A 23,772-nucleotide genomic window follows, 5' to 3' on the forward strand; every position below is an offset into this window, starting at 1 on the left:
AGGTTCACTCAGAAAATAAGCAAATATTGAGTTTAGCTTAAGAGAAATACTGGCTTTAGGCTATAAAAAGCTGCACTACAAGACATGCCTTGAACTTGGCGCTATTTTTGCAGAAGCTGAAGTATAGAAAATACAAAGGATGATCCAGATGAAAGCACCACTAAGCGTGCATTATTTTCAGCATAGTGCAGGTGAAGGTTTTGGAAGTTGCTATGACTATTTAAAGCAGATGGGGGCGCATATCACTGCAACCGAATTTTTTGCTTTACCGCCTGAGCAAAATATTGAAATTGAAGCTCTGCCCAAAGTTGAAGAGATTGACCTGTTAATTGTGATGGGCGGTGCCATGAGTGTAAATGATGAAGTACATTATCCATGGTTAAAAACAGAAAAACGCTGGATTAGGCGTTATTTGGCGATGGGTAAACCTGCAATCGGTTTGTGTTTAGGTGGGCAGATGATTGCCAATGCGTTGGGTGCAGCAGTGAGTCCTAATCCTGAACAGGAGCGCGGTTGGCATCCTGTCTATAAAGTCGAAAATATACCAGAAAGCTGTTTCCAAATGCCTGATCAAATCTCAGTGATGCAGTGGCATGGCGAAACTTTTGAATTACCTAAGGGCGCGGTAAGACTTGCCAGTAATGCCGCTTGCACCAATCAACTGTATCAAATTGGGAAAAACGTACTAGGATTTCAGTTCCATCCAGAAATTACCCCACGGGCTTTGCAGTTGTTTTTGGACAATGCTGAAATGAAACCTGCATTTTCAGGCATGTATGTACAACCCGCGCATGAATTAAAACAGATGTCTGCAGCACAATTTCAGGCAGGCAACCAATTAATGAATCGTGCAATAGATTATGTTTTAGCACAAAGCAAACTTCGAGAATAAAGTCATGGATTGTGGTGCAAACACAGAAAAGAAAGTTAGGTCAGGGCGATGACGATTTCTGCTGTCAGGGATGGTTGGAATGGTCAAAATGCAGATTGTCTAAATTTACACTCAATAAATGGATAGGAATGCTGCCTAACTCATATATAAAGTGCTAATCGTATATTTTAAAAAGAGAAATCGGCAGAGCGTGAAAAATAAAGCAATAAAGCCAAAAAGAGATTTGCTTATGCATTAAACAATCGTTATAATGGGCGACCCTTTATGCAAGGGGGTTAACTGCGAAGAAAGTAGTTAACATCGTGACAGTCGTGGCATCGATCATGACCTTAGTGATAATTCACTGCCTTTGACACTTGCCTTAAATTAGTGGGGTGAGATGCGTCAAGGGTGATTCTTTATATATTTGGCTTGGAGTTAACTGGTATGTCTAACCAGAGAATTCGTATCCGTTTGAAGTCTTTTGATCATCGTCTGATCGATCAATCTGCTCAAGAAATCGTAGAAACCGCTAAGCGTACTGGCGCACAAGTTTGTGGTCCAATCCCGATGCCAACTCGCATCGAACGCTTCAACGTTTTAACATCACCACACGTAAACAAAGATGCGCGCGACCAGTATGAAATCCGTACTTACAAGCGTTTGATCGATATCGTTCAACCTACAGATAAAACTGTTGATGCGTTGATGAAATTAGATCTAGCAGCTGGTGTTGATGTTCAGATTGCATTGGGTTAAGGCTTTCGGTTAATTAACACTCTAAGTTAATTAGGCCGCTTTTTTAGAGGTTTATGCACATGGCTATTGGTTTAGTCGGTCGCAAGTGCGGTATGACCCGTATCTTTACAGATGCTGGTGTTTCTGTACCTGTTACAGTGATTGAGGTTGATCCTAACCGCATCACTCAAATCAAAACGCTTGAAACAGATGGTTATCAAGCAATTCAGGTTACTACTGGTGAACGTCGCGAATCTCGCGTAACTAACGCTCAGAAAGGTCACTTCGCTAAAGCGGGTGTTGCTGCTGGTCGTTTAGTTCAAGAATTCCGTGCTACAGAAGCTGACCTTGAAGGTCGTGAAGTTGGCGGAGCTATCGGTGTAGATTTGTTCACAGTAGGTCAGATCGTTGACGTAACTGGTCAGTCTAAAGGTAAGGGTTTCCAGGGTGGTGTTAAGCGTTGGAACTTCCGTACTCAAGACGCTACTCACGGTAACTCTGTTTCTCACCGTGTTCTAGGTTCTACAGGTCAAAACCAGACTCCTGGTCGCGTATTCAAAGGCAAAAAAATGGCTGGCCATTTAGGTGCTGAACGCGTAACTGTACAGGGTCTTGAAATTGTATCTATCGACACAGAGCGTTCAGTTCTTGTTGTTAAAGGTGCGATTCCTGGTGCGACTGGTGGTGACGTAACTGTACGTCCTACGATCAAGGCTTGAGGGGAAATAACGTGAATTTAAATACTGTTTCCGGCTCTGCTGTTGAGTTATCTGAAGTTGCGTTCGGTCGTGAATTCAATGAAGCACTTGTACACCAAGTTGTTACAGCTTACTTAGCTGGTGGTCGTCAAGGCTCTAAAGCTCAGAAATCACGTGCAGACGTTGCTGGCGGTGGTAAAAAACCATTCCGTCAAAAAGGTACTGGCCGCGCTCGTGCTGGTTCTATTCGTAGCCCAATCTGGGTTGGTGGTGGTAAAACTTTTGCTGCTCGTCCACAAGATTGGTCTCAAAAAGTTAACCGCAAAATGTACCGCGGTGCAATGCAATGTATCTTAGCTGAACTTGTTCGCCAAGATCGTCTTGTATTGGTTGAAGAGTTTGCTGTTGAAGCTCCTAAAACTAAAGAGTTGCTTGCAAAACTTAACGACTTGAATGCAACTCGCGCATTGATCGTAACTGAAGCTGTAGATGAGAATCTATATCTTGCAGCGCGTAACCTTCCACACGTTGATGTGGTTGATGCTACTGCAATCGATCCTGTTAGCTTGATCGCGTTCGACAAAGTTGTAATGTCTGTTGCTGCTGCTAAGAAAATTGAGGTAGAACTCGGATGAACAACGAACGTTTATATCAAGTCCTACAAGGACCTGTATTTTCAGAAAAAGCACAAGTTTTAGGCGAAACTGCTGGTGTTCAAGTATTCAAAGTTGCATTAAATGCAAACAAACTTGAAATCAAAAAAGCAGTTGAGCAATTATTTGGTGTGGAAGTTGTTAAAGTTAACACGACTATCACTAAAGGTAAGACTAAGCGCTTTGGTCGTACATTAGGACGCCGTTCTGATGTTAAAAAAGCATACGTCACCCTGAAAGCTGGCCAAGATGTTGAAATGGCTGACTTGGGCGATACCGCTGAAAGCGCAGCGGAATAAGGACGAAATTTATGCCGATTCAAAAATGTAAGCCAACGTCTCCAGGACGTCGCTTTGTAGAGAAAGTCGTTCACGACCATCTTCACAAAGGTGCGCCTTATGCGCCGTTGGTAGAAGCTAAAAAACGTACTGGTGGTCGTAATAACAACGGTCACATTACTACACGTCACGTTGGTGGTGGTCATAAGCAACACTACCGTATCGTAGACTTCAAACGTAACAAAGATGGCATTCCTGCTGTTGTAGAGCGTATTGAATACGATCCAAACCGTACTGCACACATCGCATTGTTGAAGTATGCTGACGGTGAACGTCGTTATATTATTGCGCCTAAAGGTTTACGTGCTGGTGATCAAGTTCAATCTGGTAACGATGCTCCAATTCGTCCAGGTAACTGCTTACCACTTCGTAATATGCCAATCGGTGCTACTCTTCACAACATCGAACTTAAAATCGGTAAAGGTGCTCAATTAGCGCGTTCTGCTGGTACTTCGGTTCAATTGTTGGGTCGTGACGGTTCATACGCTATCGTTCGTCTACGTTCAGGCGAAATGCGTAAAGTGCACGTTGAGTGTCGCGCTGTGTTAGGTGAAGTATCTAACTCAGAAAGCAACCTTCGTTCACTTGGTAAAGCAGGTGCTTCGCGCTGGCGTGGTGTTCGTCCTACCGTTCGTGGTATGGCAATGAACCCGGTTGATCACCCGCACGGTGGTGGTGAAGGGCGTACTAAAGGTATCCAACCTGTAAGCCCATGGGGTCAAAAAGCTAAAGGGTACAAGACACGTACCAACAAGCGTACGACTAAGATGATTATTCGCGACCGTCGCGTTAAGTAACAAGTAAAGGAATCTGACAATGCCTCGTTCTCTGAAAAAAGGCCCATTCGTCGATGCGCACTTGTTCGCTAAGGTTGAAGCGGCAATCGCGGCTAATAACCGTAAGCCGATCAAAACTTGGTCGCGTCGTTCGATGATCCTCCCAGATTTTGTTGGTTTAACAATTTCTGTTCACAATGGTCGTAACCATGTTCCAGTGATTATCTCTGAACACATGGTTGGTCATAAACTCGGTGAATTCGCGCCAACTCGTACCTATCGTGGTCACGGTGTTGACAAGAAGTCTAAACGTTAATAGGTGCTATGATGGAAGTAACTGCTAAATTACGCGGTGCCGCTATCTCGGCACAAAAAGCACGTTTGGTTGCAGATCTTATCCGCGGCAAATCTGTTGCGCATGCACTTAACATTTTAAACTTCAGCAACAAAAAAGCTGCTGTTTTAGTTAAGAAAGCATTGGAATCTGCAATTGCAAATGCTGAACACAATAACAGTTTAGATGTAGACGACCTTAAAGTATCTACGATTTACGTTGACGAAGGCATGAGCCTTAAACGTATTATGCCACGTGCTAAAGGCCGTGCAGATCGTATTACTAAGCGTACTTGTCACATCACCGTTAAGGTAGGGGTTTGATATGGGTCAGAAGGTTCATCCAATCGGTATCCGCCTAGGTGTTGTGAAACGTCATAACGCTAACTGGTATGCGAATCCGAAACAATACGCTGAATACTTGCTTAAAGACCTTCAAGTTCGTGAGTTTTTAACTAAAAAACTTAAGAACGCAATGGTAAGCAATATTCTTATCGAACGTCCAACGGGTGCTGCTAAAGTAACAATTAGCACTGCGCGTCCTGGTATCGTAATCGGTAAAAAAGGCGAAGACATTGAGAAATTACAACGCGAATTAACATCTATTATGGGTGTTCCTGCGCAAGTAAGCATCAACGAAATTGACCGTCCAGACTTAGATGCACGTTTAGTTGCTGAAGCAATCGCTTCTCAATTAGAAAAGCGTGTAATGTTCCGTCGTGCTATGAAGCGTGCGGTACAGAACTCTATGCGTGCTGGTGCTAAAGGTATCAAAGTTGAAGTTTCTGGTCGTTTAGGTGGTGCAGAGATTGCACGTACTGAATGGTATCGTGAAGGTCGTGTACCTTTGCATACACTTCGTGCGGACATCGACTATGCAACTATGCGTGCTGAAACTACTTACGGTACGATTGGCGTTAAAGTTTGGGTATTCCGTGGTGAAATCTTGGGTGGCATGAAACAAGTCATGAACCCAGCACCTGCTGAAGAACGTCCAGCTAAACGCGGTCGCGGTCGTGGTGAAGGTCAAGAGCGTCGTGGTCGTCGCAATGATCGTTCTGCTGAAAAAGGAGAATAATCCATGTTGCAACCTAAACGTACTAAATTCCGTAAGGTGCAAAAAGGCCGTAACACTGGCTTAGCGCACCGTGGTAGCTCAGTATCTTTCGGTACTATCGCTCTTAAATCAGTTGAACGTGGTCAAATGACTGCGCGTCAAATTGAAGCGGCACGTCGTACAATCAGCCGTCGTATTAAGCGTGGTGGTAAGATCTTTATCCGTGTATTCCCAGACAAACCAATTACTTCTAAGCCTCTTGAAGTGCGTATGGGTAAAGGTAAAGGTTCTGTGGAATATTGGGTTTGTCAAATCAAACCAGGTAAAGTCTTGTACGAAATTGATGGTGTGAACGAAGAATTGGCACGTGAAGCATTTACGCTTGCTGCTGCTAAACTTCCGTTTAAAACCACTATCGTGACTCGGACGGTAATGTAATGAAAACTAAAGATCTACGTGAAAAGTCGGTAGAAGAGTTGACAGCTTTGCTTGATGAGCAACAGCTTAACCAATTCCGTCTTCGTATGGCGAAAGCAACTGGTCAATTGGGTAAATCGCATGAAGTTGCGCTTACTCGTAAAACTATTGCACGCATCAAGACCCTCCTTACCGAAAAACAGGGGAACGGGCAATGAGTCAAAATACAGTCCGCACGTTAACTGGCAAAGTTGTAAGCGACAAAATGGAAAAATCTATTGTTGTCCTTATTGAACGCCAAGTTCAACACCCGTTGTATGGCAAATTGATTCGCCGTTCAACCAAATTACACGCTCATGATGAGAACAATACAGCCAAGATTGGTGATGTTGTAACCATCAAAGAAAGCCGCCCAATGTCTAAAACTAAGTCATGGACTTTAGTTGAAGTTGTTGAAGCTGCTGCTGAGTAATTAACGTTCTTGTTGCATCATCGGTCAATTTCGAGTACTCTTTGAGCCTTTCGAAATTGTGACCGGTGATGCTCGGTTTTGGAGTAGGGCAATGATTCAAACCGAAACGATGCTTGACGTAGCTGACAACAGTGGTGCTCGCCGCGTACAATGTATTAAAGTACTAGGTGGTTCACATCGTCGTTATGCTTCTGTTGGCGACATTATTAAAGTTACTGTAAAAGAAGCTATTCCACGCGCACGTGTTAAAAAAGGTGACGTGATGAATGCTGTTGTTGTACGTACAAAGTTCGGTATTCGTCGTCCAGACGGTTCTGTGATCCGTTTTGATGATAACGCTGCTGTTATTTTGAATAACAACAAAGCACCGATTGCAACTCGTATTTTCGGACCAGTGACTCGTGAACTTCGTACTGAACAGTTCATGAAAATCATTTCATTGGCTCCTGAAGTTCTATAAGAGGCAATCATGGCTAAGATTAAAAAAGGCGATCAAGTAATTGTGATCGCAGGTAAAGAAAAAGGCAAACAGGGTACTGTTCTGTCAGTTTCTAATGACCGTGTTAAGGTCGAAGGTCTTAACTTGGTTAAGAAGCACCAGAAGCCAAACCGTGCTACGGGCGCTGAAGGCGGTATCGTAACGCAGGAAGCTTCGCTTCATATCTCAAACGTGGCAATTTTTAATGCTACAACCCAAAAGGCTGACCGTGTTGGTTACCAAACGATTGATGGCGTGAAAACTCGCGTTTATAAATCGAATGGTGAATCAGTGGCGGTGGCGAAGTAATAGGTTGAAATAGGCAATGGCCAGACTTAAAACACGTTACAACGACGAACTTAAGGCTCAATTACAAGAACAATTGGGCGTTAAGAATGTGATGGAGATCCCTCGCATCACTAAAATTACCATCAACATGGGTGTTGGTGCTGCAGCTGCTGACAAGAAATTGTTAGATGGCGCTCTTTCTGATATGCAAGCTATTGCTGGTCAAAAACCAGTTTTAACATTAGCTCGTAAATCAATCGCTGGTTTTAAAATCCGTGATGGTTGGCCGATTGGTTGTAAAGTTACTTTACGCGGCGAACGTATGTACGAATTCTTAGACCGTTTGATCTCTATCGCGATCCCTCGTATCCGTGACTTCCGTGGTTTCTCTTCGAAATCATTTGATGGTCGTGGTAACTACTCTATGGGTCTCAAGGAACAAATCATGTTCCCTGAAATCGATTTCGATAAGATTGATCAAATTCGTGGTATGGACATCACCATTACTACGACTGCTCGCACCGATGACGAAGGCCGTGCGCTTATGCGTGCATTCGGCTTCCCGTTCAAATAAGAGGTCGATATGGCTAAGAAAGGTATGATTAATCGCGAATTGAAACGCGAAGCTACTGTTGCTAAATACGCTGCAAAACGTGCTGAATTAAAAGCAACGATTGCAAATGTAAATGCAAGCGACGAAGAGCGTTTCGAAGCGATGATGAAATTACAAGCATTACCACGTAATGCGTCTCCAGTACGTCTTCGTAACCGTTGTGGTTTAACTGGTCGTCCTCATGGTTACTTCCGTAAGTTCGGTTTAAGCCGTAACAAATTACGTGACACAGTAATGCAAGGTGATGTACCGGGCGTTGTTAAGGCAAGCTGGTAAGGAGCACTATAAATGAGTATGCAAGATACCGTTGCCGACATGCTAACGCGTGTTCGTAACGCTCAAATGGCAAAGAAACAAACTGTTTCTATGCCTAATTCTAAGTTGAAGGTTGCTATTGCAAACGTACTTCAACAAGAAGGTTATATCGCAAATGTAGAAGTGGCTGACAACGAAGGCAAACCTACATTAACGATTACTTTAAAATACTATGAAGGCAAACCAGTTATCGAAACTGTGAAACGCGTAAGCCGTCCAGGTCTACGTCAGTATCGCGGTAAAGATGCACTTCCAAGCGTTAAGCAAGGTTTAGGTATTGCAATCGTTTCTACAAGCAAAGGCATCATGACTGATCGCGCTGCACGTGCTGCAGGTATCGGTGGTGAAGTTATTGCTTTTGTTTCTTAATAATAGGTGATTCCTCATGTCTCGTGTGGCTAAAGCCCCAGTAACTGTACCTAACGGTGTTACAGTTACTCAGAACGGCCGGCAGGTCGAAGTGAAAGGCAGCAAAGGTACATTGTCTTTCAACCTGCATGCGCTGGTCGAGCTAAAACAGGAAGACGGTATTTTAGCTATTGCTCCTAAAGCTGAGTCGAAAGACGCTTGGATGCAAGCTGGTACTGCTCGCGCTGTGCTTAACAACCTTGTAAAAGGTGTGAGCGAAGGCTTCGAACGTAAGTTGCAATTGATTGGTGTTGGTTATAAAGCTGCGGTAAAAGGTAACGTTGTTAACCTTAACCTTGGTTTTTCACACCCAATCGATTACACCCTTCCTGAAGGTGTGACTGCAGAAACTCCAACTGCAACTGAAATTATCCTTAAATCTGCTGATAAAGCAGCTTTAGGTCAAGTTGCTGCGGATATCCGTGGATACCGTCCACCAGAGCCATATAAAGGTAAAGGTGTTCGTTATTCGGATGAAGTTGTTCTTCGTAAAGAAGCTAAGAAGAAATAAGGCGCGAGGTTCTTATGAACGAAAAGAAACAATCCCGTTTGCGTCGTGCGAAAAGCACACGCTTGCACATCCGTGCATTGGGTGCGACTCGTTTGTGTGTAAACCGCACGCCGCGTCACATCTATGCTCAAGTTATTTCAGCAGATGGTGGCAAAGTTTTAGCGCAAGCTTCAACTTTAGATGCTACTTTACGTGCTGGTACAACTGGTAACGTTGAAGCAGCTCAAAAAGTAGGTGCTTTAATTGCAGAACGCGCGAAAGCAGCTGGCGTAACTAAAGTTGCGTTTGACCGTTCTGGTTTTAAATATCATGGTCGTATCAAAGCCTTGGCTGATGCTGCTCGTGAAAACGGCTTGGAGTTCTAATCATGGCTAAAGTTGAACAAAACGAAGGTCTTGTTGAAAAGCTGGTTGCCGTTGATCGCGTAGCCAAAGTTGTTAAAGGTGGTCGTATCTTCTCTTTCACAGCATTAACTGTTGTGGGTGATGGTAATGGTCGCGTAGGTTTTGGTCGTGGTAAAGCACGTGAAGTTCCAGCTGCTATTTCTAAAGCACTTGAAGCTGCACGTCGTAACATGATCACTATCGAATTGGCAGATGGTACTTTACAACACCCGATTCATGCGCGTCATGGTGCAAGCCGTGTTTACATGCAACCAGCATCTGAAGGTACTGGTGTAATTGCGGGTGGTTCTATGCGTGCAGTTTTAGAAGCTGCAGGTGTACGTAACGTATTGACTAAATGCCGTGGTTCTACTAACGCTGCAAACGTAGTGAACGCAACTTTTAACGGTTTGCGTGACATGACAACTCCTGAAAAGGTTGCTGCGAAACGTGGTCTTTCAGTAGAACAAATTCAAGGGTAATCAATCATGAAAACGATTAAAGTTACCCAGACTAAATCTGCATCGCACCGCTTGAAAAATCACAAGCTTAGCCTTAAAGGTTTAGGTCTGCGTCGTATTGGTCATACTGTAGAAGTGCAAGATACGCCTTCTAACCGTGGTATGATCAACCAAGTCTACTATATGGTTAGTGTAGAGGAATAAGCCATGACTCTGCGTTTAAATGAACTTGCACCTGCAGAAGGTGCTAAGCGTGAAGCCCGTCGTCTAGGCCGTGGTATCGGTTCTGGCGTTGGTAAGACTGGTGGTCGTGGTATCAAAGGTCAAAACTCACGTAAGAGCGGTGGTACACGTCCTGGATTCGAAGGTGGTCAAACTGCGTTATATCGTCGTTTACCTAAATTCGGTTTCACTAGCCAAATCGCTTTGAAAACTGCTGAAGTACGTTTATCTGAGCTTGCTAAAGTGGAAGGCGACATCGTTAGCCTTGAAACTTTAAAAGCAGCGAACGTTGTACGTAAAGATATGGCTCGTGCTCGTATCGTACTTTCTGGTGAAATTACTCGCGCATTCACTATTCAAGGTGTTGCTGTGACTAAAGGCGCTAAAGCTGCTGTTGAAGCGGCTGGCGGTAAAGTCGAGGAGTAATCCCCAGTGTCTATGTCTCCTAGTTCTTCAGGTCATGTTCACATGATGAAAGGCCAACCATTTCACGTGAAATACCGTGAAATTATACGCCGAATGATGTTTCTCATTGGTGCGTTGTTGGTATTTCGACTAGGAGCGCATATTCCAGTACCAGGCATTAATAATGCCGCACTTGAACAATTGTTTAATGCAAACCAAGGTACAATCCTTGGTTTGTTTAACATGTTTTCGGGTGGTGCATTAGAGCGGATGTCGATTCTTGCTTTAGGGATCATGCCATACATTTCTGCTTCGATTATCGTACAGTTGATGTCTACCGTGGTTCCTTCGCTTGAAGCTTTGAAAAAAGAAGGCGAGCAAGGCAAACGCAAAATTAATCAATATACGCGCCAAGGCACATTGTTTCTTGCACTTGTGCAAGCGATTGGGATGTGTGCAGGTCTGATTGGTCAAGGTATTACCTTAACGTCAGGTCTGGCTTTTTACGTTCCAGCTGTGACCTCTTTGGTTGCAGGCACAATGTTCTTAATGTGGTTGGGTGAACAAATTACCGAACGCGGAGTGGGCAATGGTATTTCCATGATCATTTTCGCAGGTATTGTTGCAGGCTTGCCTAATTTAATTATGCAATCCTTCACATCTATTGATAGTGGCCAGTCAAGCCTGATTGGTTTGGCAATTTTTGGTTTATTGTCTTTGGGTGTACTTGCAGCAATTGTGTTTATTGAGAAGGCGCAGCGTCGTATTCCAGTAAACTATGCTCAAAAACAACAAGGTCGTCGTGTATTTACTGCTCAGCAAACGCATTTGCCATTAAAAATTAATATGGCAGGTGTGATTCCAGCAATTTTTGCCAGTTCATTGCTTTTGTTCCCAGCGAGCTTAGGTCAATGGGTCGGCAGTGCGGATCCTAGTGCTGGATTAATCAAGCGTAGTCTACAAGACTTGGCATTGGTATTGTCGCCTGGACAACCGTTGTATTTGGTGCTCTTTGGTGCGTTAATTATCTTTTTCTGTTACTTCTACACTGCGCTGGTTTTCAGCCCTAAAGAAGTTTCGGAAAACTTGAAACGCAGCGGAGCTTATGTGCCTGGTATTCGCCCAGGTGAGCAAACTGCTCGTTACTTAGATCATATTCTCAGTCGTTTGACCTTTATTGGCGCGATTTACATCACTGTAGTCTGCTTAATGCCGATGATTCTACAAAGCTCATTTGGAATTCCATTTAGCTTAGGTGGCACATCATTATTAATCGTTGTAGTGGTTGTGATGGACTTTATGGCTCAGCTTCAAGCACATCTCACCTCGCACCAGTACGATAATCAAACGTTAATGAGAAAAACGACTGCTCATCCTAAGGGATAAGCGCACTTAGAGGTTTCATCATGAAAGTACAAGCTTCTGTAAAGAAAATTTGTGGTAGCTGCAAAGTTATCCGTCGTAATGGGGTTATTCGCGTAATTTGCAGCGCAGAACCTCGTCATAAGCAGCGTCAAGGTTAATTTGATTAAGACCTGTTGATTTCAGTAGGCTAATTAGGTTATTATCCGCCCCTCAAGATTTTTGTGGGGCGGTTGATTATCTTAACTGCCTTTTTGGAGAAAATTGAATGGCTCGTATTGCCGGTGTAAACATTCCGGATAACAAGCACGCTGTTATCTCTCTCACTTATATCTTTGGTATTGGTCGCCACACTGCTAAGACTATCTTAGCTGCTGCTGGTATCGCACCAACAACAAAGATCCGTGAATTAGATGACGCTCAGCTTGATGCGATTCGTGCAGAAGTTGCTAAGGTTCCGACCGAAGGTGACTTACGTCGCGAAATTTCCATGAACATTAAACGTTTAATGGATTTAGGCTGCTACCGCGGTCTTCGTCATCGTCGCAGCTTGCCTGTCCGTGGTCAACGCACCAAAACTAACGCACGTACCCGTAAAGGTCCGCGCAAACCGATTAAGAAATAAGATTTCTGGAAGCTAAAAGATGGCTAAAGATACTCGCACACGCAAGAAGGTCACTCGTACCGTCTCTGAAGGTGTTGCACACATTCACGCTTCTTTTAATAACACCATTGTGACCATTACCGATCGTCAAGGTAATGCACTGGCTTGGGCTACCTCAGGTGGACAAGGCTTCCGTGGATCACGTAAATCAACTCCGTTCGCTGCTCAGGTAGCTGCTGAAGTTGCTGGTAAAGCTGCTTTAGATTACGGTTTGAAAAACTTGGACGTCCTTGTTAAAGGTCCTGGTCCAGGTCGTGAGTCTGCGGTTCGTGCATTAGGTGCAGTGGGTTATAAAATTAACAGCATTACCGATGTGACTCCAATCCCTCACAACGGTTGCCGTCCACCTAAAAAACGTCGCGTGTAAGGAGAAACATTCATGGCTCGTTATATTGGTCCAAAATGCAAACTCTCTCGCCGCGAAGGGACAGACCTGCAACTAAAATCTGGCGTTAAACCATTTGACGTCAAAACTAAAAAACACGCTAAAGCTCCTGGCCAACATGGCGGGGCTCGTGGTGGTAAGCAATCTGAGTACTCACTACAATTACGTGAAAAACAAAAAGTACGTCGTATGTACGGTGTTTTAGAGCGTCAATTTAGTAACTACTATAAAGAAGCTGCTCGTGTGAAAGGCGCAACAGGTGAAAACTTGTTGAAATTGCTCGAAAGCCGTCTTGATAACGTTGTTTATCGCATGGGTTTTGGTTCTACACGTGCAGAAGCTCGTCAGCTTGTATCTCACCGTAGCATTACTTTAAATGGTCGTCGTGTTAACATTGCGTCTATTCAAGTTAAAGCTGGTGATGTAATTGCAGTTCACGAAGGTGCAAAACAACAATTACGTATTAAAAACGCAATTGAATTGGCTGCTCAACGTGGTATCCCTTCATGGATGGAAGTTGACCATTCTAAATTTGAAGGTACGTTTAAAGCTGCACCAGATCGTTCTGATTTACCTGCTGAAATCAACGAAAGCTTGATTGTAGAATTGTATTCTAAATAATCCTTGAGGTAGCAATAATGACGCGTACTGCAAATGAGTTTCTTACTCCGCAAGCGATCAAGGTCGAAGCGGCAAGCGGGACCTCGGCAAAAGTTATTCTAGAACCATTAGAGCGTGGCTTTGGTCACACTCTTGGTAATGCTTTACGTCGCATCCTTCTTTCTTCTTTACCTGGCGCAGCTGTGGTAGAAGTTGAAATTGAAGGTGTCGAGCACGAGTACAGTACTTTGGAAGGCTTGCAGCAGGACATCGTCGAGCTCTTGCTGAACCTGAAAGGATTGTCTATTAAGCTGTTCGATCAAAATGAAGCTTATTTGACATTGGAAAAACAAGGTCCAGGCGATGTAACTGCTGCAGACCTTCGTTTACCGCATAATGTTGAAGTGGTTAACCCTGAACACTTGATTGGCACTTTAAGTGCTACAGGCAATTTAAAAATGCGCCTGAAAGTTGCTCAAGGTCGTGGTTATGAAACATCTGATTCACGTTTCCCAGAAGGCGAAACTCGCCCTGTAGGTCGTTTGCAGTTAGATGCTTCTTATAGCCCTATCAAACGTGTGTCTTACATCGTAGAAAATGCGCGTGTAGAACAACGTACTGACCTTGACAAGTTGATCATTGATCTTGAAACCAATGGTACAGTTGATCCAGAAGAAGCGATCCGCAAAGCGGCAACAATCTTGCAACAACAAATTGCAATTTTTGTTGATCTTCAGAAAGATCAAGCTCCTGTTGCTCAAGAGCCTCGTGAAGAAGTTGACCCAATCTTGCTTCGTCCAGTAGATGATCTAGAGCTTACTGTTCGTTCTGCTAACTGTTTGAAAGCAGAAAATATTTACTACATTGGTGATCTTGTACAGCGTACTGAGGTTGAGCTACTTAAAACGCCTAACTTGGGTAAAAAATCGCTTACAGAGATCAAAGATGTTCTGGCTTCTAAAGGCTTACAGCTCGGCATGCGTTTAGAGAACTGGCCACCGGCTAGTCTCCGTATGGACGATCGTTTCGCCTATCGTAGCCGTTAATTAAGTAGGACTATCACCATGCGTCATCGTAATAGTGGTGTGAAATTAGGCCGTACAAGCAGCCATCGCAAAGCGATGTTCCAAAACTTGGCTAATTCTTTGTTCGAACACGAGTTAATCAAAACAACTGTTCCTAAAGCAAAAGAATTACGTCGTGTTGCTGAGCCTTTAATCACTTTAGCTAAAAACGATACAGTAGCAAACCGTCGTTTAGCGTTTGCTCGTACTCGTTCAGCAGCAACTGTTGGTAAATTATTTACCGTTCTTGGCCCTCGTTACAAAGAGCGTAACGGCGGTTATCTACGTGTTCTTAAAGCGGGCTTCCGTGCGGGTGATGCTGCACCGATGGCTTACGTTGAGCTTGTAGATCGCGAAGTTAAATAATTTCGCCAAGAATAACGCACGTTGTTCAGAAAAAGACCGGTTTTACCGGTCTTTTTTTATGAAAAAAATATATTGAATCTCAATAAATGATGAAATTGTCCCGAATTGATATAAATTTTAGTAACTTTTGCTAAACTTGACATTGTGTATTGTCAAATTTATGCTTTAATAAAAAACATCATTCAAGCTGGACAATAAAACATGGATAAGCAGGTTGATATATTAATTATTGGGGCAGGGATTTCGGGCATTGGTGTAGCAGCACATTTAAGTCAAAACTGCCCACAGCGTTCTTTTGAAATTATTGAGCGTCGTCAAAGTTTTGGTGGCACTTGGGATTTATTCCAATATCCGGGCATTCGTTCAGATTCGGATATGTCGACTTTTGGTTATAATTTTAAGCCTTGGAAAAAAACCAATGTACTTGCCGATGGCGCATCTATCAAAGACTATCTAGAAGAAGTCATTCAAGAAAAAGCCTTACACTCAAAAATTCATTTTCAGCATCGTGTGTTATCTGCCAATTATGACTCTCAAACACGTAAGTGGACGTTACGTATAGAAAATGCAGTGCAACAGATTGAAACTTGGGTGGCTAATTTTGTTTTAGGTTGCACAGGCTATTACAATTACGATCAAGGTTTTCAGCCTGACTTTCCGAATCAACATGCGTTTAAAGGTACATTTATTCACCCACAGCATTGGCCTGAGAATTTAGATTATCGTGGTAAAAAGGTCTTAATTATTGGTAGTGGTGCAACCGCCATTACCTTAGTACCTGCTATGTCAAAAGGTGGTGCAGCGCATGTCACCATGCTACAACGCTCGCCGACTTATATTGCTTCAGTGCCTGCAATGGATTTTGTTTATCAGCAAATGCGTAAAGTTTTGCCTGAAGATGTTGCTTACAAAATCACGCGCGTACGTAATATTGGCATGCAACGCGCCATTTATGCTTTAGCACAAAAACAGCCGAAATTACTGCGGACTTTGTTGCTGAAATCTATCCAAATGCAGCTCAAGGGCAAGGTAGATATGAAGCATTTCACGCCACATTATAATCCGTGGGATCAGCGTTTATGTGTTGTGCCTGATGGTGATTTATTTAAGATTTTACGCGAAGGGCATGCCTCGATTGAAACCAATCAAATTGCAAGTTTTACTGAAACAGGTGTGCAATTAAAATCGGGTAAACATTTGGATGCCGATATTATTGTGTCTGCGACAGGTTTGAATATTCAGATTCTAGGCGGTATTCAAGCCACAATTGATGGTGTGCCTTTAGACACTTCGAAGCACATGCTATATCAAGGTGTGATGATCAGCGATGTACCGAATATGGCGATGATTATTGGCTATATTAATGCCTCTTGGACGCTTAAAGTGGATGTGGCTGCGGATTATATTTGTCGTTTGCTCAATTATATGGATCGACAAGGTTATGACGAGGTAATTCCTCAAGGTGACCAAACAGAGTTATTGGAAGATACGGTGATGGGCAGTTTGAGTTCGGGCTATATCGCGCGTGCTGCTGATGTGATGCCAAAGCAAGGCAAACATGCGCCATGGCGAGTGACCAACAATTACTTAGAAGATCGCAAAACTTTAAAACAAGCAAGTTTTGAAGATGGTATTTTAAAATTCAAACAAGCTGTGCCTGCACAGCAGCGTAAACCTAAATTAGTGTCTTAAATCGTTGGGTGCAAAAATAATATGGCACAAGAAATTTAAAATTGCTTGCGCCATTTTTATGTTGAGGTGGAAATTTTATAAAGAACGTGAAATCAGCTCTTTCATAATTTCATTGGTGCCTGCATAAATACGATTGGCCCGATTGTCTAAGTAAGCACGTGCAATTGGATACTCAAGCATATAGCCATAACCACCATGCAGTTGTAGACATTCATCCACCACTTTGGAGTACATCTCTGAAATTTTATATTTGGCGGCCGCTGCAGCTTCAACACTGAGCTGATCTTGAAGTTGTAACTGCATACATTGATCTAAAAAAGCACGACAGAAATCAATTTCGGTGCGTAATTCTGCCAGTTTAAAGCGCGTATTTTGAAAGCTATGAATACTTTTGCCAAAGGCTTGACGTTGCTGAGTATATTGCAATGTATGTGCAAAAGCAGCTTCTGCACCTGCTTGGCAAATAATCGCGACAATTAAGCGTTCCCAAGCCAGTTCTTTCATCAGCATGATAAAGCCCATGCCTTCTGCACCTAATAAATTGCTGCGAGGCACGCGGACATTATCAAAAAATAATTCGCAAGTGTCCTGACCTTTCATACCAATTTTATTCAGTGGTTTGCCTTTGCTAAATCCCGCACGGTCTGCTTCTACCAATATTAAAGACAGATTGGCTGAACCTTTGTCTGTGTTCGCTGTTTTACATACCACAATCGCCATGTCGCACAAATAGCCGTTGGTAATAAAAATTTTAGAACCATTAATCACGTATTCATCGCCATCCAATACCGCAGAGGTACGCACAGCTTGTAAGTCTGAACCTGTACTGGGTTCGGTCATGGCAATCGCGGTTATCACTTCGCCTGTGGCCATGCGGGGTAACCAGTGTTGTTTTTGTTCAGTTGTGCCAAAGTTATTAATGTAATTGGCGACAATATCTGAATGCAGTGAAAAACCGGTGGCACTGTCACCTGCATAGGCTTGTTCTTCAATCAAAATCATGCTGTATAAGCGGTCTACCCCTGAACCTGCATATTCTTCAGGCATGGTGCTACACAGCAAACCCAAAGTACCTGCTTTACGCCATAGCTCACGGTCTACATGCTGCTGCGCTTCAAATTTTTCAGTATGGGGGATGACTTCCTGCAAATAGAATTTTCGTACCAAATCACGAAAACTGTCGTGTTCAGCACTGAATAAGGTGCGCGGTAACATATTGGCAATGGGGCGAATTGCGGCAGATTGCATGGTTTTATCTTCCTGATGTTGTTATTTTGAATTCACCTTAGAAGAATTTATAGGGGGCAACAAGGTGCAAAAGTTTCAATTGCAAATGAAAGATGATGCTTTTGGTCAATGCTGCATAAAAGTCATCGAAACTTTAAAAGGGGTCGGTTAAACTAGCCTGAGTTTAATTTTAATGGGGAAACCGCATGAGTGATGACATCAGCTTAGAAGAACGCAAAGTGATTTACCGTGCCCGTCGTGGTTTAAAGGAAATTGATGTCTATTTTGACCCGTATGTGAAAAATCATTATTTGACTGCCAGTGCGGAAGAAAAACAAATGTTTGCCGATTTGGTTGAGCAGGAAGACCCAGATTTATTGGATTGGTTTATGGAAGTGTCTGAGCCACCACGTCCTGAGTTGAAAGATTTTATCCGTAAACTAAAGCATTATGTGCATGGCTAAGCAGCAGTTTCAGCTGAAACCTAGTGTCATCGCAATAGTGTTTCAGCTGATGATCGCTCTACTCATCGTTTGGCTTTTACTACAAGTGTTAAAGCCATGGCTTAGCGTTGTATGTATTGTCATTATGGGCTGGACATATTTTAAATTTGTTCGTGCAAACCGAATTGTTGGTTTAGATCAATTAGATGACCGTGAATGGTCAATTTCCTATCTCGCGCCTCGTGTAGTATCACAACAGATTAAAAGCACAGCTCGCCAAACTGAAATTCAGCGTGTGCAACTGCGTCAAGTGATAGATCATCAAATTTATATCGTCATGGAATTTCAGCAAGCCTTTAAACCTCTGGTGATTTGGTGTGATCAGGTTTCCAAGGCGGAATGGAAGGCTCTAAAAATATTGGCGAAAATGCTCTAATTTACAGACAGCTGTATATTTTTATAATAATAAAAAACTATAAGTATCATAAAGATAAAATTATCATCTATTTTTCGTGTCCTGATCAGTCATTTTATATTGGCATAAAAGATTACACATATCCCTATTTTTAGTTATATTCATTCCAGACAAGTGTAGATCAATACAAATCAGATTCCTGAAATGTGCAGATTTAAATTTAGTCGAAAGATTTTTTAAGATAAGCCCGAATTGGGCATCAGTTAATAAGTAGCATGTGCTGAACCGTCGCAATGCTACTTTTTTTTGCCTAAATTTTGTCGGATGACAGATTTCAGTCAATTTTAGTCACTTTAAAACATGGCAAAGTTATCCATCTGAAGCAGCAAGTAGACGCTTTTATTCAGATATTGCTTCTGCTATGTTTGTTGCAATGGACATAAACACAATTATAGAGGACAGGAAAATGTCGCAAGTCCAAAAAATAGGCCAGGGTGTGGCCGTATTTGCAATCACAAGTTTATTATTATCAGGTTGTTCACAAGTGATCAAAACAGGTGCCAATGTCGCACTTGGATTTACTGAAAAACATATTGTGCCACCAATTTTAGCGATGGAAGATGCTGAAATGGTGTGTAATTCTGGTAATTCCTTAACCCCTGCCATTATGGCGACTAAAGATATGGGCGCAGACCCAACCCGTGTTGCGGTACTGATGTACTCGGCGGCGGGCATTTGTGCCGAAGAAAAAGCTTTGGATGCTGAATTGCGTTATTTACGTGCAGCAAAAGCAGGGCAAGTAGGCGAAGCGCAAGATGCGCGGATTCAACAAAAGCGTTGGGCGGCTTTGGCTGCACAGCGTCAATACACAGGCTATCAACTGTTTCAGCATCGTTGGGAAAAGAAATATCGGAAACCTTTGGGCGAAGGTTGTCCAAAAATGAACAGTGATATTGACCAAACCGTGTATATGTTGGGGATGTTGAGCGGCTTGCAAGCCATGACCAATGATATTAATTCAGGCGGGGCAGTGCATGTGCCTAAAGACATTGCTGCGATTGTTGAACGTGGCATGACCTGTTTAAATAATGAAAAATTCTGGGGTGCACCAGAGGCAACACGTGCCGTAATTTGGACTTTGCTTCCGGGTGCGGGAGATGGCAAACCTGATCCGTATCAAACCTTAAAGCAGTCGATGCAAATTGGTGAAAATAAAGGCGTGCGTTTATCACACGCTTTATATGCGGTTGCTGCCCAAGCCAGTGGTGAAGATGCCAAAATCCGCGATGCACTCAAAGCCTTTTCTAATGCACGCAGTGACGAAAAACCTGTAAATCCACAATTTAAATTGATTGATGCCATGGCAGGAAGCATGGTACAAGGAATTTCAGACCGTTACTGGACTGAACATACAGGTGTGCGTACTGGTGATCAGCAACGTTTCTGGGATGAACAAGATGATTCATCTGAATTAGATGATTTATTTAATGAGGATACGGCAGCTCAATTGTAAAAATATCAAGATTGCCCAATTCAATATAGACAAGAAGTTTTAGGATTGGGCAATCCGTTTGCCGAAGCACATAACAAGAATAATTTGGAGGATGCAAGCGCCTATGCAATATTCATCTCAATTTCTCAGTCGAAAAATTGTGTTTATTGCGGCATGTATGTCGGTTTCGGCATGTTTGCAGATTTTTGCAGAGCATTTTATTTATTGGTCTACACATTTATTGGATGAATTTTGGCGCTTATGGACAGGGCATTGGGTGCATGTGGGCTGGATTCATTATTTACTCAATATGATCGCGTTTGCCTGTTTACCTTTTATTTTTCCGCATGCCAAAGTATGGCACTTTGTGGCGCTTTTGTTGGTACTACCGCCAGCGATTAGTCTGAGTTTCTATTACTTCCTTGCCGATATTAATGCCTATGCAGGACTTTCTGGGGTGTTGCATGGTGCTTATGTGGCGGTGGCATGTGTGCATTTGCTTTATAAAAAAGAACGTGGCTTTGCCACATTGGTCTTGCTGCTTATTTTATCTAAACTGATTTGGGAAAATACAGTGGGCAGTTTGGGTACAGCAGAATTAATCGGCAGTCCTGTATTAGTTGAGGCACATTTATTGGGGGTGATTTGGGGAGTAATTTTTGCACTGGCTTATATTATTTGGGCCTATTGCATTGATCCGCATTAAAATTACATCAAAATGATGGCAAAAAGGGCTCACAAAAAATCTCACAATTGACCATTTTTACTTAAAAGAAAATCTATATTGTCATTTTAAAAATAACGACGCTCATGCACATTTAAACTGAATACAAAAATGCTCAATGGAAGATGGACATTCCGTTGAATAAGGATAGACAGAAATTCGAGAGTCTCGGTTTCTGCGCAGAATAAAAACAGGAAAATATATGCACAATAACGGACAACGCAGGTCTGGCTTGGCTTTGCTCAGACATATATGGACAGAATGGATTTCTACATTCGTTATTTTGATCTTGTTGTTACTGACCCTCATTATTGGTACAGGTGAAATGGTACATGGTCAGTTGTTGCGCATGGGTGAACGCCTATATGGTGACCCTGCAACAGGTATGCAATATTCATTTTTACGTGCCGAACCCACTGCACCTGACTGTGAACGCAACCCCGATGTCGATGCGCAAGTACATGCCCAAATGCAAGCCAATGCTGCTGATGAGTTTGCCGATATTTTTGGCACCGCCTCTGAGTCAGATGTCCGCGCTTCAATTTTGGCAGCCAAACAAATTTGTGAAGAAAAATTTCAATTTCATGATCAGGCGATTCAGCATATTCAAGCTCATCCAAGCTTGAAAATGTATCGAACCATTGAAACCTCTTTCTTTGGCATTTTTAAATTTGGTACTGAAAACCGTGCCATTTTATTGGTGTTGATGGTGGTCTTTGCCGCAATTAGTGCCACTTTAAAAACCCATCACATTGGTTTACGTGGCCCTGCGACCAAAATTGACTTTAAGGTGTATTCGACCTTAATGGTGGTGGCGAATGGTTTTTTAACCTCGTCAAGTATCAGTCAATATCGTTCAGTACTCGATTCGGGCGTACCGATGAGTGGCGAAACACAGGTCATTTACTGGATGTGGATGATTCTGTTTGCAACTCTGACTTTGATTAGTTTATTCCAGCTCATTAAGCCACCCGCACCAACCCGTGAAGGCGGTAGTTTAGGTCTTGCTTTCCTGAGTGTGCCTTTGTATGCCTATATGGCAATTAGTACAGGTTTCTCCTTTACCATCCTGATGGATTATCCAATGGGGCAAGGGATTTACTTGGGGCAACTGGTCGAATTCTCCAGTATTTTCCTGAACTTGGCATTGTTTATTTGGGCGGGGATGTTGCTCAAACAAACCCGAATTGTGGATTTGTTCCTGAATATTCTGCGTCCGTGGAATTTGGCACCTGAAACCTTAACCTGGCTGATTCTGATTGCTGCTGCATTACCAACGGCTTATACCGGTGCATCGGGGATTTTTGTCATTGCTGCAGGTGCGATCATTTATAAAGAAGTTTGGAATGCGGGTGGACGACGTCAGTTTGCACTGGCGGCAACAGCTATGTCGGGTTCAATGGGGGTCGTGCTTCGTCCATGCCTATTGATTGTTGTGGTGGCATCGCTGAATAAAGAAGTCACAACGGACATGCTGTATCACTATGGTTTGTATGTGTTCCTACTGACTTCAACCCTATTTTTAGTGATTTCGTTGTTCTTTGCTGAAAATAAATTCCGCATTGCTGCACCGAACATAGCTGCGCCATTGTCCTTACGTGCTTTTGGCCCTGTACTACCATATATCCTCATTTTTGTGTTGATTTGGTTGTTCTATAAATATGCTTTAGACACCAATATGAATGAATTTACTGCACCTGTAATGATGCCGGTTATTTTATTGATGATGGTGTTGTTTGATAAATTGCGCCATGAACCTGCGCCTATTCCAGCGATGGGGCAGTGGGATCAGACTTTAGATCACAAGCCTGTAGCACAACAGACAGCAGCTTCATCTGAGCGCTCATTATTGACTGCACCTGATTCACCATTGCGTCAGTATGGTTTCTTCAAAGCTCTGCATTTATCGACCAGTGAAACGGTGGGACATATTGGGGCATTGGTAATTTTGATGGCGCTTTCAGTCAGTGTAGGTGGCTATTTAGAACGCATTGAAATTATGGAAGCGTTCCCAACCGACATTAGCAGCATCTTTATTGTGATTAGCCTGATTGTTGCCCTGATGATTTTTGTGGGCATGATTATGGATCCATTTGGTGCGGTGATTCTAATTTCTGCAACGGTTGCACCTGTGGCTTATCAATATGGGATTCATCCTGTGCATTTCTGGATGATTACCTTAATTGGTTTTGAACTAGGCTATGTGACGCCACCTGTAGCGCTGAATCACTTATTGGCAAGGCAGTCGATTGGTGATGAAGAAGTCGCTGCAGCCGATGCAGAAGTTCGTCATAAATCGTTCTATTATCGTTATGAGCGTTGGATTTTGCCTATGATTGTGATGCTTCCTGCGATGTTGATTATTGCTTATGCACCGTATGCGTTTAAGCTATTCGGCTGGTATGAATAAGCACATGGATACTTAATCACTGTCATCTTATTATTTAACAGCACCCTGTAGTTCGCTATGGGGTGTTTTTTTATCCACTGGAGCGAAAAACCTCGTGGTTCAGCACGAGGATATAAGCGACTGGAGTAAACCATATGAACGACACGAAATGTCGTTTTAAATACTTGTACTATAGTCACTATTAAGAAAAATACTGTTAAAATAATTGGATGAAGACACTCAAATTACGCATAAAAGACAAACATTGCAAGGTGCTAAATCAGTTAGCATCCGAAGTAAATTTTGTCTGGAATTATGTCAATGATTTGTGTTTTAAGCATCTACAACGTAAACAACAATTCTTTTCAGCATACGACCTTGCAAAATACACGAAAGGCACATCGAAAGAATGCAACTTGCACAGTCAAACTATTCAGGCAGTGACAGAAGAATTGGTCACAAGACGCAAGCAGTTCAAAAAAGCAAAACTAAAATGGCGTGTCAGTAATAAA

At 42.8% G+C, this 23,772-nt stretch carries 35 protein-coding genes and 2 pseudogenes; 36 read left to right on the forward strand and 1 reads right to left on the reverse strand.

Translation table 11 applies throughout. The annotated features are described in order from the left end of the window. Nucleotides 1-148 precede the first annotated feature (148 nt). The 30 genes and pseudogenes from F947_RS08895 (at nucleotide 149) to F947_RS09040 (ending at nucleotide 16,570) form a co-directional block, all read left to right on the forward strand. The gene (locus tag F947_RS08895; RefSeq protein WP_004974698.1) at nucleotides 149-892 is read left to right on the forward strand and encodes a type 1 glutamine amidotransferase; all 744 of its coding nucleotides are present in this window, start codon (nucleotides 149-151) and stop codon (nucleotides 890-892) included. Nucleotides 893-1,318: 426 nt separating this feature from the next. Next, the gene (rpsJ, locus tag F947_RS08900) at nucleotides 1,319-1,630 is read left to right on the forward strand and encodes a 30S ribosomal protein S10 (RefSeq protein WP_000070912.1); all 312 of its coding nucleotides are present in this window, start codon (nucleotides 1,319-1,321) and stop codon (nucleotides 1,628-1,630) included. A 59-nt stretch (nucleotides 1,631-1,689) separates the two neighbouring features. Further along, complete coding sequence (gene rplC, locus F947_RS08905; RefSeq protein WP_004974700.1) at nucleotides 1,690-2,328, forward strand: 50S ribosomal protein L3; 639 nt, start codon at nucleotides 1,690-1,692, stop codon at nucleotides 2,326-2,328. An 11-nt stretch (nucleotides 2,329-2,339) separates the two neighbouring features. Continuing rightward, nucleotides 2,340-2,942 (forward strand): 50S ribosomal protein L4, encoded by a 603-nt coding sequence (gene rplD, locus F947_RS08910; RefSeq protein WP_004974702.1) that lies wholly within the window; start codon nucleotides 2,340-2,342, stop codon nucleotides 2,940-2,942. After that, on the forward strand, nucleotides 2,939-3,259 hold the full coding sequence (gene rplW, locus F947_RS08915; RefSeq protein ID WP_004974703.1) for a 50S ribosomal protein L23: 321 nt from the start codon (nucleotides 2,939-2,941) through the stop codon (nucleotides 3,257-3,259). Before rplD ends, rplW begins: the two co-directional genes overlap by 4 nt. 11 nt (nucleotides 3,260-3,270) lie before the next feature. Further along, nucleotides 3,271-4,095 carry a 50S ribosomal protein L2 gene (rplB, locus tag F947_RS08920; protein WP_004974706.1) on the forward strand — a complete coding sequence of 275 codons (825 nt, stop codon included), beginning with the start codon at nucleotides 3,271-3,273 and terminating at the stop codon, nucleotides 4,093-4,095. Between the two features lie 19 nt (nucleotides 4,096-4,114). Continuing rightward, on the forward strand, nucleotides 4,115-4,390 hold the full coding sequence (rpsS, locus tag F947_RS08925) for a 30S ribosomal protein S19 (protein WP_004673001.1): 276 nt from the start codon (nucleotides 4,115-4,117) through the stop codon (nucleotides 4,388-4,390). An 11-nt stretch (nucleotides 4,391-4,401) separates the two neighbouring features. After that, a complete protein-coding gene (rplV, locus tag F947_RS08930; RefSeq protein WP_001982638.1) occupies nucleotides 4,402-4,731 on the forward strand; it encodes a 50S ribosomal protein L22 in 330 nt (109 codons plus the stop codon). Between the two features lies 1 nt (nucleotide 4,732). Further along, nucleotides 4,733-5,549: pseudogene (gene rpsC, locus F947_RS08935) on the forward strand (30S ribosomal protein S3). After that, on the forward strand, nucleotides 5,489-5,902 hold the full coding sequence (gene rplP / locus F947_RS08940; protein WP_004691317.1) for a 50S ribosomal protein L16: 414 nt from the start codon (nucleotides 5,489-5,491) through the stop codon (nucleotides 5,900-5,902). Before rpsC ends, rplP begins: the two are co-directional and overlap by 61 nt. Further along, nucleotides 5,902-6,099 carry a 50S ribosomal protein L29 gene (gene rpmC / locus F947_RS08945; RefSeq protein ID WP_004650482.1) on the forward strand — a complete coding sequence of 66 codons (198 nt, stop codon included), beginning with the start codon at nucleotides 5,902-5,904 and terminating at the stop codon, nucleotides 6,097-6,099. The genes rplP and rpmC overlap by 1 nt, the downstream gene beginning before the upstream one ends. Beyond that, the gene (gene rpsQ / locus F947_RS08950) at nucleotides 6,096-6,353 is read left to right on the forward strand and encodes a 30S ribosomal protein S17 (RefSeq protein WP_004974714.1); all 258 of its coding nucleotides are present in this window, start codon (nucleotides 6,096-6,098) and stop codon (nucleotides 6,351-6,353) included. The genes rpmC and rpsQ overlap by 4 nt, the downstream gene beginning before the upstream one ends. Before the next feature lie 91 nt (nucleotides 6,354-6,444). Then, nucleotides 6,445-6,813 (forward strand): 50S ribosomal protein L14, encoded by a 369-nt coding sequence (rplN, locus tag F947_RS08955; protein WP_001982634.1) that lies wholly within the window; start codon nucleotides 6,445-6,447, stop codon nucleotides 6,811-6,813. 9 nt (nucleotides 6,814-6,822) lie between these two features. Further along, entirely contained in the window at nucleotides 6,823-7,140 is a 318-nt protein-coding gene (gene rplX / locus F947_RS08960; protein WP_004974717.1) for a 50S ribosomal protein L24, read from the forward strand. A gap of 16 nt (nucleotides 7,141-7,156) precedes the next feature. After that, nucleotides 7,157-7,693 (forward strand): 50S ribosomal protein L5, encoded by a 537-nt coding sequence (gene rplE, locus F947_RS08965; protein ID WP_004974719.1) that lies wholly within the window; start codon nucleotides 7,157-7,159, stop codon nucleotides 7,691-7,693. 9 nt (nucleotides 7,694-7,702) lie between these two features. Continuing rightward, complete coding sequence (gene rpsN, locus F947_RS08970) at nucleotides 7,703-8,008, forward strand: 30S ribosomal protein S14 (protein WP_004825185.1); 306 nt, start codon at nucleotides 7,703-7,705, stop codon at nucleotides 8,006-8,008. A gap of 12 nt (nucleotides 8,009-8,020) precedes the next feature. Then, on the forward strand, nucleotides 8,021-8,416 hold the full coding sequence (gene rpsH, locus F947_RS08975; RefSeq protein WP_004974720.1) for a 30S ribosomal protein S8: 396 nt from the start codon (nucleotides 8,021-8,023) through the stop codon (nucleotides 8,414-8,416). A gap of 16 nt (nucleotides 8,417-8,432) precedes the next feature. Further along, nucleotides 8,433-8,966 (forward strand): 50S ribosomal protein L6, encoded by a 534-nt coding sequence (rplF, locus tag F947_RS08980; RefSeq protein ID WP_004974722.1) that lies wholly within the window; start codon nucleotides 8,433-8,435, stop codon nucleotides 8,964-8,966. 14 nt (nucleotides 8,967-8,980) lie between these two features. Then, nucleotides 8,981-9,331 (forward strand): 50S ribosomal protein L18, encoded by a 351-nt coding sequence (gene rplR / locus F947_RS08985; RefSeq protein WP_004281497.1) that lies wholly within the window; start codon nucleotides 8,981-8,983, stop codon nucleotides 9,329-9,331. 2 nt (nucleotides 9,332-9,333) lie between these two features. Then, on the forward strand, nucleotides 9,334-9,831 hold the full coding sequence (rpsE, locus tag F947_RS08990; RefSeq protein WP_004974725.1) for a 30S ribosomal protein S5: 498 nt from the start codon (nucleotides 9,334-9,336) through the stop codon (nucleotides 9,829-9,831). A 6-nt stretch (nucleotides 9,832-9,837) separates the two neighbouring features. Continuing rightward, complete coding sequence (rpmD, locus tag F947_RS08995) at nucleotides 9,838-10,014, forward strand: 50S ribosomal protein L30 (RefSeq protein WP_004786899.1); 177 nt, start codon at nucleotides 9,838-9,840, stop codon at nucleotides 10,012-10,014. Nucleotides 10,015-10,017: 3 nt separating this feature from the next. Continuing rightward, entirely contained in the window at nucleotides 10,018-10,458 is a 441-nt protein-coding gene (gene rplO, locus F947_RS09000) for a 50S ribosomal protein L15 (protein ID WP_004974728.1), read from the forward strand. 45 nt (nucleotides 10,459-10,503) lie between these two features. After that, entirely contained in the window at nucleotides 10,504-11,823 is a 1,320-nt protein-coding gene (gene secY, locus F947_RS09005) for a preprotein translocase subunit SecY (RefSeq protein WP_171062591.1), read from the forward strand. A 20-nt stretch (nucleotides 11,824-11,843) separates the two neighbouring features. Beyond that, entirely contained in the window at nucleotides 11,844-11,960 is a 117-nt protein-coding gene (rpmJ, locus tag F947_RS09010; protein WP_000867907.1) for a 50S ribosomal protein L36, read from the forward strand. Between the two features lie 107 nt (nucleotides 11,961-12,067). Next, nucleotides 12,068-12,424 (forward strand): 30S ribosomal protein S13, encoded by a 357-nt coding sequence (rpsM, locus tag F947_RS09015; RefSeq protein ID WP_004974734.1) that lies wholly within the window; start codon nucleotides 12,068-12,070, stop codon nucleotides 12,422-12,424. Nucleotides 12,425-12,443: 19 nt separating this feature from the next. After that, the gene (rpsK, locus tag F947_RS09020) at nucleotides 12,444-12,830 is read left to right on the forward strand and encodes a 30S ribosomal protein S11 (RefSeq protein ID WP_001040166.1); all 387 of its coding nucleotides are present in this window, start codon (nucleotides 12,444-12,446) and stop codon (nucleotides 12,828-12,830) included. 12 nt (nucleotides 12,831-12,842) lie between these two features. After that, nucleotides 12,843-13,469 carry a 30S ribosomal protein S4 gene (gene rpsD, locus F947_RS09025; RefSeq protein WP_004974744.1) on the forward strand — a complete coding sequence of 209 codons (627 nt, stop codon included), beginning with the start codon at nucleotides 12,843-12,845 and terminating at the stop codon, nucleotides 13,467-13,469. Between the two features lie 17 nt (nucleotides 13,470-13,486). Beyond that, nucleotides 13,487-14,494, forward strand: coding sequence for a DNA-directed RNA polymerase subunit alpha (locus tag F947_RS09030; RefSeq protein WP_004974745.1), 1,008 nt, complete (start codon nucleotides 13,487-13,489; stop codon nucleotides 14,492-14,494). Between the two features lie 18 nt (nucleotides 14,495-14,512). Further along, entirely contained in the window at nucleotides 14,513-14,878 is a 366-nt protein-coding gene (rplQ, locus tag F947_RS09035) for a 50S ribosomal protein L17 (RefSeq protein WP_004974746.1), read from the forward strand. Nucleotides 14,879-15,079: 201 nt separating this feature from the next. Then, nucleotides 15,080-16,570 (forward strand): flavin-containing monooxygenase, encoded by a 1,491-nt coding sequence (locus F947_RS09040; protein ID WP_004974748.1) that lies wholly within the window; start codon nucleotides 15,080-15,082, stop codon nucleotides 16,568-16,570. Between the two features lie 75 nt (nucleotides 16,571-16,645). Here the strand turns inward: F947_RS09040 and F947_RS09045 are convergent, their stop codons facing one another. After that, on the reverse strand, nucleotides 16,646-17,818 hold the full coding sequence (locus F947_RS09045; RefSeq protein ID WP_004974751.1) for an acyl-CoA dehydrogenase family protein: 1,173 nt from the start codon (nucleotides 17,816-17,818) through the stop codon (nucleotides 16,646-16,648). A gap of 185 nt (nucleotides 17,819-18,003) precedes the next feature. Between F947_RS09045 and F947_RS09050 the strand changes: the two genes are divergently transcribed. The 6 genes and pseudogenes from F947_RS09050 to F947_RS09075 all read left to right on the forward strand — a co-directional run. Continuing rightward, complete coding sequence (locus F947_RS09050) at nucleotides 18,004-18,261, forward strand: FAD assembly factor SdhE (RefSeq protein WP_004974752.1); 258 nt, start codon at nucleotides 18,004-18,006, stop codon at nucleotides 18,259-18,261. Further along, nucleotides 18,254-18,676, forward strand: coding sequence for a hypothetical protein (locus F947_RS09055; RefSeq protein WP_004974754.1), 423 nt, complete (start codon nucleotides 18,254-18,256; stop codon nucleotides 18,674-18,676). Before F947_RS09050 ends, F947_RS09055 begins: the two co-directional genes overlap by 8 nt. Nucleotides 18,677-19,121: 445 nt before the next feature. Continuing rightward, entirely contained in the window at nucleotides 19,122-20,168 is a 1,047-nt protein-coding gene (locus F947_RS09060; protein ID WP_004974758.1) for a hypothetical protein, read from the forward strand. A gap of 103 nt (nucleotides 20,169-20,271) precedes the next feature. Beyond that, nucleotides 20,272-20,853: a rhombosortase gene (gene rrtA / locus F947_RS09065; RefSeq protein ID WP_004974760.1), complete on the forward strand. Its 582-nt coding sequence runs from the start codon at nucleotides 20,272-20,274 to the stop codon at nucleotides 20,851-20,853. 1,054 nt (nucleotides 20,854-21,907) lie between these two features. Then, nucleotides 21,908-23,281: a TRAP transporter large permease subunit gene (locus tag F947_RS14990; protein ID WP_410468202.1), complete on the forward strand. Its 1,374-nt coding sequence runs from the start codon at nucleotides 21,908-21,910 to the stop codon at nucleotides 23,279-23,281. A 209-nt stretch (nucleotides 23,282-23,490) separates the two neighbouring features. Beyond that, nucleotides 23,491-23,772 (forward strand): annotated as a pseudogene (locus F947_RS09075) (RNA-guided endonuclease InsQ/TnpB family protein); the annotation flags it as partial.

The sequence above is a fragment of the Acinetobacter towneri DSM 14962 = CIP 107472 genome (assembly GCF_000368785.1).
Taxonomy (GTDB): domain Bacteria; phylum Pseudomonadota; class Gammaproteobacteria; order Pseudomonadales; family Moraxellaceae; genus Acinetobacter; species Acinetobacter towneri.